The sequence below is a fragment of the Terriglobales bacterium genome (assembly GCA_035454605.1).
In the GTDB taxonomy this organism is placed as follows: domain Bacteria; phylum Acidobacteriota; class Terriglobia; order Terriglobales; family Acidobacteriaceae; genus DATMAB01.
In genome coordinates this window covers 20,576-36,697 of record DATIGQ010000207.1, presented here as the reverse complement: position 1 = coordinate 36,697, position 16,122 = coordinate 20,576, and the positions used below count along the sequence as shown (strand labels likewise).

Here is a 16,122-nt window from a genome sequence, read left to right as displayed (position 1 = left end):
AAGGCGCCCGCCCCTACTTCCGCCGCCTGCGCGAGTTGCGCGACACGATCGCCGCCCGTCGTCTCCCCGCCGTCTCCATGGACGAACTCTCCATCGGCATGTCCCATGACTTTGAGGTTGCCATCGAAGAAGGCTCCACCTGTGTCCGCCTCGGCACCGCCATCTTCGGCCCGCGGAGTACGACCTAATGAGGGACTGGAGCTCCTAGCGGGTCACGCCGCGGCCAGTCATCACAACCAGTCCGACCGCCATCAGAGCCAGGAGCACAGACGAGAATATGTAGTAGGGAATGCGAATCTTGGGCCAAAGCCACATCGGCAGCTGGTCAGAGAAGCGATCGCTCAGAGTCTCGCTGAGACGTGGGGGAATCGCAGCTTCCTCCGACTCCGCCTTCCACCGTGATGCGATGAACGTGGCGCGTACATTGGAAAGCAGCAAGGCGGCGAATATTATTCGCACAATCCCTAGGCCGGCGCTGATCGCCTCCAACGCGTAGACAACGAAGACAACTACCGCCGCGTACCTGTTTCGTTCTCGGATACCAATACCACCGATAAAATAGAACACCAGCATCAGCGTCCCTGCAACCCACTGACCCGAAACCAGCGACACCACAAAAGAACCAGCAGCAACAAGCGTTGCCACCCAAAGGCCCTGTGTACCCAGGTAATCTACGTCCGTCCCACTATCCACGGACGGCCAGAATAGAGCCTTGAGGCGGCTCTCGCTTCGCGGCGTCGTTTCCGACAGTCCTAGCGTCACGTGCGAGAATTAGAGCCGATGTCGTTTCGGAAGTCCAGGCACAGGTGTACCGTGCCGCCTATTGTTGGCTCTTGCGACCATAAGCGACGAAATGATTCCGGTCCACAACGCGGGTGACGGCGCCAGGTTTGCCGTCAAGGTGCAGCCTCGCGCCAAGCGCAACGCGATTGTCGGCCAACTCGGAGACGCTCTGAAGATCGCGCTCACCGCCCCGCCCCTCGAGGGGCGCGCCAACCAGGCTCTGGTGGAATTTCTGGCGGAGATTTTGAACGTGCCCCGCTCGTCGATTACCATAGCCGCGGGCCAGAGCAGTCGTCGCAAGGTAGTGGCGATTGCCGGCCTTTCGGCGGAGGAGGCGGGGCGACGATTTGCGCCTTTCCTGACACCCGAGACCTGACACCTGAGACCTGATTCATGGGCTTGTCCCAGCGCCTCGCCGAAATCCGCGCCGGCTTCGACCGCCCCTTCTGGGTGGCCAACGTCACCGAGCTTTTCGAGCGCCTCTCCTACTACGCCGCCTTCGCCTCGCTCGCCCGCTACCTGCATGAGACGCTCGAGTTCCCCACGCAGGAAGCCTCGAACCTCACCGGTCTCTTCGGCGGGCTGGTCTGGTTCCTGGCGGCGTTCGGAGGAGCGGTCACGGACCGCCTCGGTTTCCGCCGTGCCCTTTCCCTTGCCTACCTCATCCTGAGCGTCGCCTACTTCCTGCTGGGCTCGATTGGAGCCCCGTGGCTCGCTCCGGTTCGAGACCTGGTTCCGCTGGGCGCGCTGGTGGCGTTCGTCCTCATGCTCCCCGCGCTGGGCGTCGCCCTGGTCAAGCCCGCCGTGGTCGGCACCACCGCCCACGCCTCGCGCGAGAATGTCCGCTCCCTCGGCTACTCGATTTACTACACGCTGGTGAACATCGGCGGCGCCGCCGGGCCCTACGTTGCCTCCTGGGTGCACCAGCGCATGAGTGTCGAGAACGTCTTCCGCGTCGCCGCTCTCAGCGTCTTCCTGATGTTTTTCGCCGTGCTGCTCCTGTTCAAGGAGCCGGCTCGTTCCGCCGACTCCCGTCCCACCGACCTCCGCCAGACCGCCCGCAACTTTTGGACGGTGTTCTCCAACCCCCGCTTCATGGCTTTTCTTCTGATTTTCTCCGGCTACTGGATCGTCTTCTGGCAGGAGTTCATCATCCTGCCGCTCTACGTCGTCAAATATGTTGACGCTCAAGCCGACACCGAACTCATGCTCACCGCCGGTCCCCTTACGGTGATTTCGCTCACTGTCGTCGTCAACTTCCTCATCCGCAAGCTGCCCTCATTCCACGCCATCACCCTGGGGACGCTCATCTCCGCGCTCGCCTGGGTCATCCTCGCCGTCCACCCCACGGTGACCATGGCCTACGTCACGCTGGTGGTCGTGGCCCTGGGAGAGATCACGCAGGCGCCGCGCTACTACGAATACATCTCGCGCCTGGCGCCGCCCGGGCAGCAGGGCGCTTACCTGGGCTTCGCTTTCCTGCCCATCGGCATCGGCTCGCTGGCGGCGGGCTGGCTGGGCGGCAAGCTCCTCCATCAATTCGGGGAAGTACAGCAGCAGCCGGAGCTGATCTGGTGGGCGGTCACCGGCGTCGGCGTGGCTACCGCTCTGCTCCTCTGGATCTACAACCGCATCGTCCAGCCGGAGAAGACCGCGGCCACCGCGTCCGCCTAGATTTTCCTGCATCCCGCCCCCTGCCTCCCGCCTCCTGTGCCCCGCCTCCTGCGTCCTGTAAAATAGCTGTTTCGCCCATGGACCTAGCCGCTATCCAGTCTGCCCTGCGCGAGCAGCAGTTTGACGCCTGGCTCTTTTACGACCACCACCATCGCGACCCCATTGCCTACCGCGTCCTCGGCCTCCCGGAAAGCCTGATGGTCACCCGCCGCTGGTTCTATCTAATCCCCGCCCAGGGCGAGCCCTCGAAGCTTGTTCACCGCATCGAGGCCGGCCATCTCGACTCCCTGCCCGGCTCCAAGCGTGAATACTCGGCATGGCAGGAACTCTGGGAGAACCTCAAGGCGATGCTCGCGCCCTATCGCGTCATCGCCATGCAGTATTCGCCCAACAACCTGGTCCCCTACATCGGTTTGGTTGATGCCGGCACCATCGAGCTCATCCGCGGCTTCGGCAAGGAAATCGCCAGCTCCGGCAACCTGGTGGCCCGCTTCGAGGCCACCTGGAGCGACGCCCAGATCCAGACCCACTACGCCGCCCGCGACAAAATCGACGCCATCACCGCCGCCGCCTTCCAGGAGATCGGACGCCGCGTCCGCAGCAGCGGCACCCACGAATTCGAGATGCAGCAGTGGATCATGGAAGCCTTCGCCCGCGAAAAGCTGGTGACCGAAGACGCGCCCATCGTGGGCGTGAACGCGCATTCCGGCGACCCGCACTACGAGCCCCGCGCCGACCGCTCCGCTCCCATCCGTGAGGGCGACTTCGTCCTGCTCGACATCTGGGCTCGCCTCGACCAGCCGGATTCGGTCTACTACGACATCACCTGGACCGGCTTCGTGGGCAAGTCCATTCCCGACCGCCACCGGAAGATTTTCGAGATCGTGCGCGGCGCCCGCGATGTCGGCGTCAAGACCGTGCAGGACGCCGTCGCCCAGGGCCGCCGTATCTGCGGCTGGGAAGTGGACCAGGCGACTCGCCAGCACATCGCCGCCGCCGGCTACGGAGCCCAGTTCGTCCACCGTACCGGCCACTCCATCGGCACCTCGGTCCACGCCAACGGCGCCAACATGGACAACCTCGAGACCAAAGACGAGCGCGAGATCATTCCCAACTCCTGCTTCTCCATCGAGCCCGGCATCTACCTGCCCGAGTTCGGCGTGCGCAGCGAAGTGAACGTGCTCGTGCGCCCCGGCCGTGCCGAAGTCACAGGGAAAATCCAGCAGGAGATCGTGCTCATCTGATGGCCGAAGCCACCACTGCAGCCCCGGCGGAGAAAGCCAAGCCTGCGCGCAAGCCTGTCACTCCGTGGGCGGTGGTCGTCACCATCGTCGCCTGGCTGGTTCCCGGCGGCGGCCACTTCCTGCTCCAGCGCTGGATTCGCGGCGCGCTGCTCCTGGTCTCGGTCGCCGTCATGTTCGTTCTCGGGATCCTGATGCAGGGCAAGGTGTACTCGCCCAATACCGGCGACATCCTGGATATGCTGGGCTTCGTGGGCGACCTGGGCGCCGGCCTCTTCTACATCGTCACCCGCATGATGGACTGGGGACGCGGCTCCATCAACCTCGCCACCGCCGACTACGGCACCAAGTACATCGTGGTGGCGGGGCTCCTGAACGTCATCGCCGCCGTCGACGCCTACCACATCGCCATCGGAGAGAAGCAGTGAGCCTCGAACTCTCCCACTTCTCCGCCGCGCTCATCTTCGCCTTCTTTACCTCCATCGTCTTCGGCATCACCCAACGCAACACACCCCGCGAGCAGGTGCGCTACGGCATCGAATGTTTCGTCTTTTTCATGATCGGGCTGACTATTGCAGGCTGGCTGATGTGGCTGTTGCGGCGTTAACAGGTTCGGTTCCCAGCTTCTAGCTCCTGGCTAGGAGCTAGAGGCTAGCAGCTACCCTTCCCACACAAACGCATCGAACACATGCGTCACCGTAAATCCCAGCCGCTTATACAGCCCCACCGCGTTCGCGTTCGCTTCCGTGACCGTGAGGGAAAGCGACGTGCACTTCCGCCGCAGCAAACTGGCATGGCAGGCGGCGATCAGGCGCTCGCCCAGCTTCCGCCCGCGGAACTCCGGCGCCACGCACACCTGCGTCACGTGCCCCACGTCGTGCCGGACTTTCGAGCACAGGATCAGCCCCACCATGAGCTGCGTCGGCCGGTGCACCGCTACGAACGAAGATTCTCCATCGAATGTGCCGCAACCCGGGAAGCGCACGATGTTGTTCAGGAAGCGCAGCGAGCCCGCCACCGTGCGGTACTGGTCGTTGATCTCCGAATCTACGTGACCGCGGTAGGCCGCCGTGATCACGGCCGCGGCGCTTTGAAAGTCCTCCTCGCGCCAGGGGCGGAACTCTATGTCCTGCGTCGCGCCCGTCTCCATCGCCGTCGGCCGCAGCGGCCACACCATGAACAGCCGCGGATGGCGCCGGAAACCCGCCTCGAGGAATGGCCGCGCCACGCGCCCGGTCTTGTGCGGCAGCAATTGCGACTCGATGCGATGGACCCCCGGCGATTCCTCCAGCGTCTCGATCACGTGCGTCAACAGCCGGTGCTCCAGCGGATCACTCCCGTTTCGCTGTGTCTTTCCTCCGCCGCTTACGAACAGGTCGCCGATGATCCCCTTGCTGCCTTCGTACACGAAGAACGAGTAGCCCAGCACCTGCCGCCCCTCCACCGCCACGTAGCCCGGCAGGATGCGCGCGTCCATGTAGCGCAGCACCATCTCCGCCGACCCGCTGTAGTCCCAACCCAGCATCTGGTCCCACAGCTCGACCTCTTCCTCCAGCAGCGGACGCAAGTCTTGCGACCCGAAATGCCGCAGGTCCAGGATCTCCACCGACTTGAGCGCTGCCGTCGCCACGTCGTCAGTCTAGTGCGCCTCACGCCTCGGACCAAGCCCTGGTATCCGCCTGACTACTCCTCACGAGGTGTTCTGTGCCTTCGTTCTGCATTTTTCATTCCCCAGCTTGCATGGATGATGACACCCAATAAAACTCCACTCCTTGCGCCCCGAATTCTCCGATCCGCGAGAGCCTCCGCCCACCGGCCATCTTCGCTGCTTCCTCTCGCTTCCCTTCGCGCACGATCAACAGATGGTCTTCCGACGGAATCTCGTTGCGCTCGTATCGCTTGATTTCCTGGTTGCGATAGAAGCCCAACCCGTACTCCAGGTTGCGGTGGATGCGGAACGCCGCTACCGGCTTGCCTTCCGTGCCCAGCCGCTCCAGTTCTGCTGCTATCGGCCGGCCGGAAAGCGCCCGGTCTATGGGAACCGCTTCCACCCGCACCAGGAAGGCCACGGCCAGGACCACCGGCACCAGCGTCACGAAGCGCAGCATGACCATGCCGTATCGGCGAAGCGTAATCGCGGCCGCTGCGACCACCACCACGCCCACGGCGACCGCGACGCCCAGAGCCCAAGCCTCCAGTTCTTGCCGCGGTCGCTGGAACACGAATGGCACCAGCGGCAGCGCGCCCGCGATTGCTCCCAGCACCAGCGCATGTCCCCACAGCAGCCCTGCGTTCAGCTCTTTGCCTTCATGCTGTCGCCGCCACACCAGGTCGGCTGCCAGCAGCGTCCACGCGGGCAGCGCCGGCAGGATGTATCCCGGCAGCTTCGACTGGGACAGCGAGAAGAACACCACCGGCGCCACCGCCCAGGCCGCCAGGAACAGCGGCAGGGGATCGCGCGTCTCACCGCGCTCCTTCCATGCCAGGCGCGCCCGCTTGATCGCCTGCACTAGCGACGCGAAAGCGATCGCCGTCCACGGCAGCAAGCCGAGGATGAGCACGGGCAGATAGAACCAGAACGGCTGCTTGTGTCGGTACAGGTCGGTGGCAAAGCGCGCCAGGTTGTGCTCCAGGAAGAACTCGCGGAAGAACTGCGGGTTCGCCACTTGCACCGCTACATACCAGGGCATCGCCACCGCCAGGAAGAGCAGGACGCCCGGCAGCCACAGCGTCCGCCACAGCAGCCGAAGATCCCGGCGCAGGCCCGCGTACGCCGCCACGATCAGCGCCGCCAGTCCCGGCGCCACCGGTCCCTTACCCAGCGTGCCCACGGCCAGGAAGAAGTAGAACGCGGCCAACCATAGCTTGCGCCCGGTGGCGTGCCACGCGTACCAGGCCAGCATGCCAATGGTGAACGGCGCGGCCAGTTCCATGTCAGTGGAGGCCGCGCGCGCGAAACCTAAGACGCCGGCTGCCGATGCCGTGATGAGCGCCGCTTCCAGTTGCCCGCCGGGACGGAAGCGCCGCGTGAACAGGTAGATGACAACCGCCATCAGTGCCGCAAAGGTCGCAGAGGGCAGCCGCGCCGACCAATCCGATACCCCGAACAGCGCGAACGCAACCCGCGCTCGCCAGTAGTAGAGAACCGGCTTCTCCAGCCACGCCTCGCCGTGCAGGGTGGGCGTGACCCAGTCGTGGCGCTCTGCCATCTCCCGCGCCACTTGCGCGTACCGCGGCTCATCCGGGCCTAACAGCCCGAAGCTTCCCAGCCCGAAAAAGAACAGGAACGCGCAGAACGCAGCCAGCGTCACGAGTTCCCGCACCGTGCGTCCTGCCATTGCCGTTCGAGTGTAGAGGAGCCTGTTTCCTGTTGTCATCCCTGGCGAAGTCAGGGATGCCTCTTGGCCCTTGGCCCTTGGCCCTTGGCTCTTGGCTTGGGTTTTTGGCTTTTGTCTTGGTTTTGGTTTTTGTTTTGGTTTTTCTGGGAGCTGAGAACCGGGAACTGAGAACTCCACTGGGTACTGGGTACTGGGTACTCGGTACTGGGTACTAGCCACTAGTCACCAGCCACTGCTATCTTTTCGTTGATGCCTGAACAACGTAGCCGCGAGCACCACTTCGAGCGTGTCGCCGACGCCCTGCGTGACGAGATCAGCTCCCTGCTCGAGGGCGAGCTGGCCGATCCGCGCATCGGCCTGGCCACGGTCACCGAAGTGAAGCTCGCGTCCGACGGCCGCTCCGCGCGCATCCTGGTCTCCGTCGAGGGCGACGACGACGAAGCGCAGCAGACCATGGAAGGCCTCGCGGCCGCCAAGGGTTACATCCGTCGCGAAGTCGGCGTGCGCCTCGGCATGGCCCATCCTCCGGAGATGACTTTTCACCTCGACCGCTCTCAGAGGATGCAGGCTCGCATCGACGAACTGCTGCGCCGCGCCGAAAAACGCAAGAAATAGTCTCCTGGACCTGAGACCTACAGATAATCCAGGAAGCTCTCCGTGACTTCCGCTCCCGTGGAGGAAGCGATGTGGTTGGCCTCGCGCTCCACCTTCTGCATCAGGCCCTCGAGGTAATCACGGGAAGAAGAGACGCTGACGATGCCGACTGTGGCGCGCTGCCACAGGTCATTGGACTCCAGCTCGGCCACCGACACGTTGAAGCGCGCCCGCAGCCCGTCCTTCAGGCTGCGCAGCACCTGTCGCTTGTCCTTCAGCGACCGCGCCCCTTCAATGTGGATTTCGACGGTGAGAAAAGCAATCAAGGCAAGTTTCAAGTGTCGAGTTTCAAGTTCAAGAAGGCGACGCCCAGGACTCGAAACGTGAAACTCGAAACTGCCGTTAGGCCAATGCCTCGGCCGCGACCTTCTGCGTCACGAAGCACTCGATGACGTCGCCCTTCTTGATGTCGCTGTAATTGGCGATGGACATGCCGCACTCCAGTCCGTGGCGCACTTCGCTGGCGTCTTCCTTGAAGCGTCGCAGCGACCCGACCTTGCCCTTGAACACCACCACGTTGTCGCGCAGCAGCCGCACTTCGGCGTCGCGCTTGATGATGCCGTCCTGCACGTAGCAACCGGCCACCGTGCCTACCTTGGGGATGCGGAAGGTCTCGCGCACTTCGGCGCGTCCCAGGTAGGTTTCCTTGATGGTCGGCTCGAGCAGCCCGGCCATGGCCTTTTTGATCTCGTCGTGCAGCTCGTAGATGATCGAGTGCAGTCGCAGATCGACGTTTTCCTGCTCCGCCAGTTCCTGCGCCTTGCGTTCCGGCCGCACGTTGAACCCGATGATGATGGCGTTCGACGCCGAGGCCAGCAGCACGTCCGTCTCCGTGATGGCGCCCACGCCCGAGTGCAGGATCTTGATCTTCACCTTGTCGGTCGAGAGCCGGTCCAGGGAATCGGCCAGCACCTCCACCGAGCCCTGCACGTCGCCCTTCAGGATGAGCGGCAATTCCTTGATGCCGGCGGTCTTGATCTGCTCCGCCAGGCCTTCCAGCGTCACCCTGGAGCTCTTGGCCAGCATGGCCTCGCGCGTCTTCTGCTCGCGATACTGGGTGATCAACCGGGCGCGGTCGCGGTCCGCGATCACCACCAGCTGATCGCCGGCCTGGGGCAAGCCTTCGAGGCCGAGCAACTCCACCGGCGTGGCCGGCGGGGCCTCTTCCACCGCGCTGCCGCGGTCGTCGAACATGGCGCGCACCTTGCCGAATATGTTGCCTACGATGAACGTGTCGCTGCGCCGCAGCGTGCCGTTCTGCACCAGCACCGTGGCCACGTTGCCGCGCCCGCGGTCCAGCCTCGCTTCCAGCACCGTGCCCGTAGCCGGGCGGTCGGGGTTGGCTTTCACCTCCTGCAGGTCGGCCACCAGGCACACCATCTCCAGCAGCAGGTTGAGATTGGTCTTCTTCTTGGCGGAAACGTCGACGAACACCGTCTTCCCGCCCCAGTCTTCGGGGAGCAGGCCGCGGTCGGCGAGTTGTTTCTTCACCCGCTCCGGCATGGCTTCCGGCTTGTCGATCTTGTTCACCGCCACGATGATGGGCACATTGGCGGCCTTGGCGTGGTCGATGGCTTCCAGCGTCTGCGGCATCACGCCGTCGTCCGCCGCCACCACCAGCACCACGATGTCGGTGACCTTGGCGCCCCGCGCGCGCATGCGCGTGAAGGCCTCGTGGCCGGGCGTATCCAGGAACACGATCTCGCGCCCGTAGGCGGGCGACTCGGAATCGACGATCTTCACTTTGTACGCGCCGATATGTTGGGTGATGCCGCCGGCTTCGCCGCCCGCCACGTTGGTCTCGCGGATGGAGTCCAGCAGCGACGTCTTGCCGTGGTCCACGTGGCCCATCACCGTCACCACCGGCGGCCGCGGGATCAGCTTGGCGGCATCGTCGGCTTCCGGCGTCGCTTCCGCGAATTCCTGCGCCACTTCCTCCTCGAAGCTGATGGTCTTGGTGTCGGCCCCGAACTGCCGCGACATTTCCGTGGCCAGCTCGGCATCCAGCGTCTGATTGATGGTGGCGAATACCCCGCGCGCCAGCAGGCGCGCGATCAGATCCTTGGCGCGCACATCGAGCTTTTCCGCCAGGTCCTTCACGCTGATGCCTTCCGGAATCACGATGGAGCGCGTGATGGGCAGCGGCTCGGTGGAGATCGGGGTCAGCCGCGGAGGCGGCTTGTAGCCCTTCATGGGCCCTTCTTTAGGGCCACGGCGATACTGTGGGCGCCGCCCCGGCGCACCCGGGCGTCCTGCCGGACGCGAAGGCGGCGGCATTCCCGGAGCTCCGCCCATGGGACGCGCCACGCCGCTCGGCGACGTGCGCGTGGGATGCATCGGACGGCGCTCACCCGGACGCGACGGCGGTCGCATCGGCGCGGCCGGTCGCGGCCGCTGGAAGATGGGCTTGCCCGGCACCGGGCGTCCCGGAGCCGGACGAGGCGTCGACGCGCTCGCACCCGCGCTCGCGCTTGCGGGTGGCGCGGCGGCGGGAGCCTTGTACACCGGGCGCGGACCGGTCTGCGGTGTGATCATCCGCCGAGGTGGAGGCGAAGGCCTCGCACTGGCATGCGCGCCGGTAGCCGCAGGAGCGGCCGGTCTTGCGACAGGCGCAGCCGGTGGCGGGATGGCCGCAGCCGGCGGCGCAGGCGGCGCAGGCGCCGCAGGCTTGGCTGCCGGCGCTGCCGGAGCCACCGCCGGAGGTGCAGCTGCCACCTTGGGCTTTGCGGCTGGAGCCGCGGGTGCAGCGGGTGGTGCTGCCGTCACCGGCTTGGCCGCCGCGGCGGGTGGCGCAGCCGCCTTGGCGGGCGGCGCGGCCTGTCCGGAGATGGCTTTCAGCACATCGCCGGGCTTGGAGATTTTGGAAAGGTCGAACTTGGGCTTGATGTCCGATTCGGCCGGAGCGGGACGTGCCGCCCTGGCGCGCGGGGTTGCCGCTTCCGCCTGGGCGCGGATGGCTTTCCGCACCTTCTCGGCCACGTCCGGATCCACCGAGCTCGAGTGCGTCTTCTTTTCCGTGACGCCGAAGCCCGGGAGCAGGTCCAGGATGGCCTTGCTCTTGACTTCCAGTTCCCTGGCCAGATCGTTGATTCGTACCTTATCCATCCGCCCCGTATTTCTCCGAATTTCCGCTAAGTCTTCATCCGAACCCCCTGGTTCCTGTGCTGCGCATTGGGTTGGACAGCTTACACGGTGCTTCGGTGCTCATTGTTCCGCTGCGCTATGCGCAGCGGGTTTCTGCTTCCCGCTCGCTTGCCTACGACTGTTGTTCTTCTGGCGATTCTTGGGGAGCTTCCTCGACCGCCGCTTCCTCGGCCGGGGCTTCCTCTGCGGAAGCCTCTTCCTGCGCCCCAGCTTCCTCGAGCACTACCTCTTCGGCAGCAGTTTCCGGTCCAGCTTCCTCGACCACTACCTCTTCGGCAGCAGCTTCCGGTCCAGCTTCCTCGACCACGGCCCCTTCGGCCACGGCTTCCGCCCCAGCTTCCTCGGTCGCAGGCACTTCGGCTGGCGCCTCCGCAGCTTCCGGCGCGGCCTCAACCGCTTCCACAGGCGCAGCTTCGGTTGGCTCCGCCTTCGCCGCTTCAGATTCGACCGCTTCAGCCTCTGCTGTCTCTGCCCCTTCAGCGGCAGGAGCGGCCTCGGCGCTTTCCGCCGCCGCCTCGGCAACCGGCTCCGGCGCCACTCCCAGGCTCTGGAAGTAATTATTGACCGCGAGGCTGATTTTTTCCACCGTCTTCGGCCCGATACCCGGAATGGCCTCCAACTGCTCCGGCGTCATGTCTGCCAGGCCCTCCACCGTGGTAATAGCGGCGCCTTTCAGCTTCTCCACCACCCCTTCACTGAGGTCCGGTACCTGCTCCAGCGGCGTGGTGGGCGGGGCCACCAGCGCCTGCATCTGCTGCTCCACTTCCTGGCGCTTTTCTTCTTCGCTCTTGATGTCGATCTTCCAGCCCAGGAGCTTGGCCGCCAGGCGGACGTTCTGCCCTTTCTTGCCGATGGCCAGGGAGAGCTGCGAGTCATCCACGATGACTTCCAGGTGCTTTTCCGCCGCATCCACCACCGAGACGCGGCCCACCTTGGCAGGCTGCAGAGCTTTCTCGGCGAACACCACCGGGTCCTCGTGGTATTCGATGATGTCGATCTTCTCCCCGCGCAGCTCGCGGATGATCGACTGCACGCGCATGCCTTTCATGCCCACGCAGGCGCCCACCGGGTCGACGTCCTTGTCTTTCGACATGACGGCGATCTTGGTGCGCTCTCCGGCTTCGCGCGCGATGGCCCGGATCTGCACCGTGCCATCGTAAATCTCCGGCACTTCGGTCTGGAACAGGTGCTGTACCAGATCCGGCGCCGCCCGCGACACGATCACCTGCGGCCCGCGCGAGGCGCGCTCCAGCCGCGAGATCACCACCTTCACCCGCTCGCCCACCGCGAACGATTCCAGCCGCGACTGCTCCCGCCGCGGCATGCGCGCTTCCGTGCCCAGGTCGAAGATCACGTCCGGGCCCTCCATGCGCTTCACCGTCGCGGTCACGATCTCGCCGATGCGGTTGACGTACTCGTTGTAGATGGTGTCCCGCTCCGCCTCCCGCACTTTCTGGAAGATGATCTGCTTGGCGATCTGCGCCGAGATCCGTCCTAGGCCCTCGGTAGACTTCAGGAACTTCACTTCCCCGCCCACCTCGACGTTGGGATCCACTTCGCGCGCTTCTTCCAGCGTGCACTGGGTGTGCGGGTCCTCGATCTCGTCTTCGTCCACCACCACCTGCTTCACCGCGTACACCGCGATCACGCCGCTTTCCTTGTCCAGCTCGGCGCGCAGGTCTTCCGGCGTCTTGATGCTCTTGCGCGTGGCCGCCACAATGGCGTCTTCCACCGCCGACACCACGATCTGCGGGTCGATGCCCTTCTCCCGGCTCAGCGCGTCAATCTGTTGGTACAACAGGCTCGGCATGTTCTAGCTCTTAGCTCTTAGCTCTTGGCGACTCGCTTTCCGCCTTCCGCTTTCCGTACTCGCGGCTTTTCATTGATTCGATGACTCAATGATTCAAGGATCAAATTTCAGGAACGACTCTCGCCTTCTCCACGTTCCCCAGTTCGATCTCCAGCCTCCGCTCCACCGCGCCCTGCCGCCGGCGCTCCCGCCGCCCGGGCTCGACCTTCAGCGTCAGCCGGCCTTCCCTGAATCCTTCGAGTCTCCCCTCGAAGTGCCGGTTGCCTTCGAGCGGCTCCCGCGTCATCACGTGCACCCGGCTGCCGGTGAAACGCTCGTAATCGAGCGGCCGCACCAGCTTCCGATCCAGCCCCGGCGACGAGACCTCCAGGGTGTAGCTGCCGCCCGGCACCGCATCCTCTACGTCGAGGATGGCGCTCACTTCCCGGCTGACCGTGGCGCAGTCCTCATGCGTCACGCCCGCCGGAGGGCTCGACGGCGTCGGCCCCGGCCGGTCAATCACGATGCGCAGCGTCCGGAACTTGCCTCCGCCGCGCATCTCCACTTCCACCAGCTCCAGACCAGCCGAGCCCGTTACCCGCTCAGCAATCGCCCGTATGTGCTCTATATCCAACGCCATCAGCGGCCTACCTCCGAACTCCCCGCCTGGCAATCGCGCCTTTACCGACTGCTGATGGCTGCTTGCGGACGGATGATTCACCGCAATAAAAAATGGGCTTGCGCCCACTGGTGTGCTTCCGCCACATCAGTCAACTCGATTGCCATTCTACGCCCGCAAATGAGAAAAAACAAATGGGCGTTTCCTGCCGATCTACTCCGCGGGCTTACCCAATAGCTCTGCGAGGACTTGCGGTAATCTTTCTGCGTTCACCACCGGCCCTTGGATGTACACCGCGCGCGGCACTGAGGACTCCCACGCCGCTCCCTGGGGATAAACGGCGACGAGATCCCACAGCACGCCTTCCTCCCAGCAACAATCCGGCCGAGGATGTGCAGCGTCCAGCTTCATGCTCCGACTCAGCTCCCCGGCAATCAGGTGGTGCGGATCCCAGAACTGCTGCACTCGCCCATCCGGCATTCGTGCGAGCACGCTGCTACCGGGCTTCGCCCAGTCGGTCTGCAGAATCGGCTCCCAGACTGCGAAGATGGCTACATCGCCGCTAGGCTGCTGTTGCAGCACGTTTTGGATTGCGGAGGCCCCCCGCAGGCACGTGGATCAGGTGGGAGAAAGCAGAGCAATGATGCGAACCCGGTCGGAAGCCTCATTGAAGCCGCGCTTCAGCGAGGCGACGTTTTCCGTATTCAACTCGAGCATAGGAGGCTGTCCGCTAGGAGCCTGTGAGGGTCCCCAGAGCTGCCAGCCCAGCACCGCAACCAACAGCAGGACGGCTGCCGCCACCAGCCACTTACCCACGGCTCGCTCCACTTGCCCAATCGGCAAGCACTTGGGCGACGACTTGTGGAAACAGCAGAACGACCGCCACGATCGCCGTAGCCAGAAACAGCGGCACGAGGTTGGCCTTGGACGGCTTCAGGCCGCACCGCGCCCCTCCAAAGACCTGCAAGAAACCGAAGATGAGGAACACCCCGGATAGGCCCAACAGCCAGGGCCGAGCTTTGCCAAGAAAGATTGCTGCTCCGGCGGCGCCGGCAGCACCCAGCAAGCCGACTGGCACGCAACATCCCAGCGTCAGCAGAGCGCTCACCAACGCTCCCATGGAGGCCAGAGGCGCCTTCCATTGCGTCTCTTGTGGTACGGGCGGTGATAACTTCTCACTCATCATGGTTATCGAGCGTTCGCCGAGTTGCGCCTGACACGCGCTCGTCGCTCCAGATTCCGCAGCGGCAGGGCGCGAGCCTTGAGAGATCATCCAACCGGCTGTCCCAGACCTGCACGCTTGAGCGTCGCCGCTTCCGGCCCTCTGCCCGCACAGCAGTCCACCAGCTTGCCGTCGATCGCCACAGCCGGCACCGAGCGCACGCCCAAGGAACGCGCTCGTGCTGCCACCTGTTTGTCCTGCATATCCAGCACGCTGACCTCGCACGACGGGCAGGCCACGCGATTCACCATGTGGATGGTTTCTTCACACGCCGCACAACCGGCACTGAAGATTTCTATCTTTCGCTTTGCACTCATGATTCCTCCAACTTCAGATTTGCTCAGGAACGGCACATGCCGGACACCCCCGGCGCGGCCATCCATTCCATGCGCAGGCGGCAACCAGCAACGCGGCTCCCGCCCACCAAATGGGCTGCGATTCCAGCTTGAACTTCCCTAACAGGATTACGGCGGATGCCATCACACCTAGCACCAGAGGTCCGTAGCCTCGTCTTTCCTTGGCCCGCCACCACAGAGCCCCAAGTGCCAGAAGCAGAAAACCCGTCGTGATGACCAGCAAATAGCTGTTCTGCAGGAGGAAGCCGAGTCCAAGTGAACTCACCACCGCTGCATACGCCGGCCAGCACGCCGGACAAGCCAGCTTGGGTAGCAGCGCTACCCCGGCTCCCGGCAACACGACGGCGCCGCTTCCCCAGCCGATGTTCTTCCGCACCGGTTCCGTCACCGCCCGCAGCTTCACCGCTATCTGCTCCGCCGAAGGAGCACGCAGTGTTCCTGAATCTTCCCCATACAGGCGGCAGCAGCCCTCGCCCGCAACCTCTTCCATGGGCGCTACGTCTTTGCCGTCTACCAGCACCGTCGGAGAACCGAACTGCCGCACGTAGCTCGGGCTTTCTGCCGCCGAACGTTCCCACTCCTCCCACCGCGGAGAAGCTCCCGCCCGCTCGAAAGCCCGCAGCAGCTCGGCACGCGCTTCACCGATGTTGGGACAATCCCGGTCGTAGATCAGCTCGACTCGCGCCATCACTTCCTCTTCCTCTCCACCGCCTCCAGTGCATCCAGCAGAGGACACTGGCTGGTCGGGCCCCGGCCCCTGCATTCCGCCGCCAGTTTCTCCAGAGCCCCTTTCATGTGGCGCAATTCGCGCAGCTTCGTATCGATGTCGGCCAGCTTCGCCTCCGCCTGCGCCTTCACCTCGGCACAGCTTCGCCCTGGGTCCACCCGCAGCCGCAGCAGCTCGGCAATCTCCCGCAGCGAGAACCCCAGCTCCTTACCCCGCTGGATGAACCGGATGCGCCGGGCCGCGTCGCCCGGGTACTCGCGATATCCGGAAGGCCGCCTCGGTGGTCTTGGCATCAGGCCCTTCCGCTCATAGAAACGCACCGTCTCCACGTTCACGCCCGCCGCACGCGCCAGTTGCCCGATCATCATGCCTTTTCTCTTCCTGTTCATTCTGCGCCCCGTACCATACTACGGAGTCAAGAGCAGAATGAGCCTCGCTTGCCGCTTATAGATTATTGCTTATTGATACGTATATATTTTTGTTCTTGACATCTACGCTATTCTTGCTATATTCGCTTTATGTTCGCCTTAAATAGTTCTGACCCACTACCAACTCGCAACGCTAACTCCTTTACC

General features: G+C 64.3%; 20 protein-coding genes. 7 read left to right on the top strand and 13 right to left on the bottom strand.

What is annotated here, in order from left to right; genetic code table 11:
* The coding region (locus tag VLE48_14645) for a hypothetical protein (protein ID HSA94249.1) at positions 1 to 188 on the top strand (188 nt) is incomplete at its 5' end.
* A 16-nt stretch (positions 189 to 204) separates the two neighbouring features.
* Here VLE48_14645 and VLE48_14640 read toward each other — a convergent pair.
* Positions 205 to 645 carry a hypothetical protein gene (locus tag VLE48_14640; GenBank protein ID HSA94248.1) on the bottom strand — a complete coding sequence of 147 codons (441 nt, stop codon included), beginning with the start codon at positions 643 to 645 and terminating at the stop codon, positions 205 to 207.
* 208 nt (positions 646 to 853) lie between these two features.
* On the opposite strand from VLE48_14640, the gene VLE48_14635 reads away from it, so the two are divergent.
* The 5 genes from VLE48_14635 to VLE48_14615 all read left to right on the top strand — a co-directional run bounded on the left by VLE48_14635 (position 854) and on the right by VLE48_14615 (position 4,305).
* On the top strand, positions 854 to 1,159 hold the full coding sequence (locus VLE48_14635) for a DUF167 domain-containing protein (protein ID HSA94247.1): 306 nt from the start codon (positions 854 to 856) through the stop codon (positions 1,157 to 1,159).
* Positions 1,160 to 1,182: 23 nt separating this feature from the next.
* The gene (locus tag VLE48_14630; GenBank protein HSA94246.1) at positions 1,183 to 2,457 is read left to right on the top strand and encodes an MFS transporter; all 1,275 of its coding nucleotides are present in this window, start codon (positions 1,183 to 1,185) and stop codon (positions 2,455 to 2,457) included.
* Positions 2,458 to 2,534: 77 nt separating this feature from the next.
* Positions 2,535 to 3,701: a M24 family metallopeptidase gene (locus VLE48_14625; GenBank protein HSA94245.1), complete on the top strand. Its 1,167-nt coding sequence runs from the start codon at positions 2,535 to 2,537 to the stop codon at positions 3,699 to 3,701.
* Entirely contained in the window at positions 3,701 to 4,126 is a 426-nt protein-coding gene (locus VLE48_14620; GenBank protein HSA94244.1) for a DUF6677 family protein, read from the top strand. Before VLE48_14625 ends, VLE48_14620 begins: the two co-directional genes overlap by 1 nt.
* Positions 4,123 to 4,305, top strand: coding sequence for a hypothetical protein (locus VLE48_14615; protein HSA94243.1), 183 nt, complete (start codon positions 4,123 to 4,125; stop codon positions 4,303 to 4,305). The genes VLE48_14620 and VLE48_14615 overlap by 4 nt, the downstream gene beginning before the upstream one ends.
* Positions 4,306 to 4,356: 51 nt before the next feature.
* Here the strand turns inward: VLE48_14615 and VLE48_14610 are convergent, their stop codons facing one another.
* Positions 4,357 to 5,328, bottom strand: coding sequence for an N-acetyltransferase (locus tag VLE48_14610; GenBank protein HSA94242.1), 972 nt, complete (start codon positions 5,326 to 5,328; stop codon positions 4,357 to 4,359).
* A gap of 94 nt (positions 5,329 to 5,422) precedes the next feature.
* Positions 5,423 to 7,036, bottom strand: a complete 1,614-nt coding sequence (locus tag VLE48_14605; GenBank protein HSA94241.1) for a glycosyltransferase family 39 protein — start codon at positions 7,034 to 7,036, stop codon at positions 5,423 to 5,425.
* A gap of 249 nt (positions 7,037 to 7,285) precedes the next feature.
* On the opposite strand from VLE48_14605, the gene rbfA reads away from it, so the two are divergent.
* Positions 7,286 to 7,651 (top strand): 30S ribosome-binding factor RbfA, encoded by a 366-nt coding sequence (gene rbfA / locus VLE48_14600; protein HSA94240.1) that lies wholly within the window; start codon positions 7,286 to 7,288, stop codon positions 7,649 to 7,651.
* 17 nt (positions 7,652 to 7,668) lie between these two features.
* Here the strand turns inward: rbfA and VLE48_14595 are convergent, their stop codons facing one another.
* The 10 genes from VLE48_14595 to VLE48_14550 form a co-directional block, all read right to left on the bottom strand.
* A complete protein-coding gene (locus VLE48_14595; GenBank protein HSA94239.1) occupies positions 7,669 to 7,968 on the bottom strand; it encodes a DUF503 domain-containing protein in 300 nt (99 codons plus the stop codon).
* A 64-nt stretch (positions 7,969 to 8,032) separates the two neighbouring features.
* A complete protein-coding gene (infB, locus tag VLE48_14590) occupies positions 8,033 to 10,795 on the bottom strand; it encodes a translation initiation factor IF-2 (GenBank protein ID HSA94238.1) in 2,763 nt (920 codons plus the stop codon).
* Between the two features lie 151 nt (positions 10,796 to 10,946).
* Complete coding sequence (gene nusA / locus VLE48_14585; protein ID HSA94237.1) at positions 10,947 to 12,644, bottom strand: transcription termination factor NusA; 1,698 nt, start codon at positions 12,642 to 12,644, stop codon at positions 10,947 to 10,949.
* Positions 12,645 to 12,744: 100 nt separating this feature from the next.
* On the bottom strand, positions 12,745 to 13,263 hold the full coding sequence (gene rimP, locus VLE48_14580; GenBank protein ID HSA94236.1) for a ribosome maturation factor RimP: 519 nt from the start codon (positions 13,261 to 13,263) through the stop codon (positions 12,745 to 12,747).
* A 192-nt stretch (positions 13,264 to 13,455) separates the two neighbouring features.
* Positions 13,456 to 13,824: a hypothetical protein gene (locus tag VLE48_14575; protein ID HSA94235.1), complete on the bottom strand. Its 369-nt coding sequence runs from the start codon at positions 13,822 to 13,824 to the stop codon at positions 13,456 to 13,458.
* A 36-nt stretch (positions 13,825 to 13,860) separates the two neighbouring features.
* Positions 13,861 to 14,058 carry a hypothetical protein gene (locus tag VLE48_14570; protein HSA94234.1) on the bottom strand — a complete coding sequence of 66 codons (198 nt, stop codon included), beginning with the start codon at positions 14,056 to 14,058 and terminating at the stop codon, positions 13,861 to 13,863.
* Positions 14,051 to 14,425, bottom strand: a complete 375-nt coding sequence (locus VLE48_14565; protein HSA94233.1) for a hypothetical protein — start codon at positions 14,423 to 14,425, stop codon at positions 14,051 to 14,053. Before VLE48_14565 ends, VLE48_14570 begins: the two co-directional genes overlap by 8 nt.
* An 86-nt stretch (positions 14,426 to 14,511) precedes the next feature.
* Positions 14,512 to 14,781 carry a thioredoxin family protein gene (locus VLE48_14560; protein HSA94232.1) on the bottom strand — a complete coding sequence of 90 codons (270 nt, stop codon included), beginning with the start codon at positions 14,779 to 14,781 and terminating at the stop codon, positions 14,512 to 14,514.
* A gap of 13 nt (positions 14,782 to 14,794) precedes the next feature.
* Positions 14,795 to 15,508 carry a MerC family mercury resistance protein gene (locus VLE48_14555; protein ID HSA94231.1) on the bottom strand — a complete coding sequence of 238 codons (714 nt, stop codon included), beginning with the start codon at positions 15,506 to 15,508 and terminating at the stop codon, positions 14,795 to 14,797.
* A complete protein-coding gene (locus VLE48_14550) occupies positions 15,508 to 15,936 on the bottom strand; it encodes a heavy metal-responsive transcriptional regulator (GenBank protein ID HSA94230.1) in 429 nt (142 codons plus the stop codon). The genes VLE48_14555 and VLE48_14550 overlap by 1 nt, the downstream gene beginning before the upstream one ends.
* Between the last annotated feature and the right edge of the window lie 186 nt (positions 15,937 to 16,122).

Bases quoted from the DNA above. Each gene is read 5' to 3' on its own strand.
- nusA (HSA94237.1), bottom strand. From the start codon at position 12,644: ATGCCGAGCCTGTTGTACCAACAGATTGACGCGCTGAGCCGGGAGAAG.
- VLE48_14555 (HSA94231.1), bottom strand. From the start codon at position 15,508: ATGGCGCGAGTCGAGCTGATCTACGACCGGGATTGTCCCAACATCGGT.
- VLE48_14605 (HSA94241.1), bottom strand. From the start codon at position 7,036: ATGGCAGGACGCACGGTGCGGGAACTCGTGACGCTGGCTGCGTTCTGC.
- VLE48_14635 (HSA94247.1), top strand. From the start codon at position 854: ATGATTCCGGTCCACAACGCGGGTGACGGCGCCAGGTTTGCCGTCAAG.
- rbfA (HSA94240.1), top strand. From the start codon at position 7,286: ATGCCTGAACAACGTAGCCGCGAGCACCACTTCGAGCGTGTCGCCGAC.
- VLE48_14565 (HSA94233.1), bottom strand. From the start codon at position 14,425: ATGAGTGAGAAGTTATCACCGCCCGTACCACAAGAGACGCAATGGAAG.
- VLE48_14625 (HSA94245.1), top strand. From the start codon at position 2,535: ATGGACCTAGCCGCTATCCAGTCTGCCCTGCGCGAGCAGCAGTTTGAC.
- infB (HSA94238.1), bottom strand. From the start codon at position 10,795: ATGGATAAGGTACGAATCAACGATCTGGCCAGGGAACTGGAAGTCAAG.
- VLE48_14620 (HSA94244.1), top strand. From the start codon at position 3,701: ATGGCCGAAGCCACCACTGCAGCCCCGGCGGAGAAAGCCAAGCCTGCG.
- rimP (HSA94236.1), bottom strand. From the start codon at position 13,263: ATGGCGTTGGATATAGAGCACATACGGGCGATTGCTGAGCGGGTAACG.
- VLE48_14550 (HSA94230.1), bottom strand. From the start codon at position 15,936: ATGAACAGGAAGAGAAAAGGCATGATGATCGGGCAACTGGCGCGTGCG.
- VLE48_14560 (HSA94232.1), bottom strand. From the start codon at position 14,781: ATGAGTGCAAAGCGAAAGATAGAAATCTTCAGTGCCGGTTGTGCGGCG.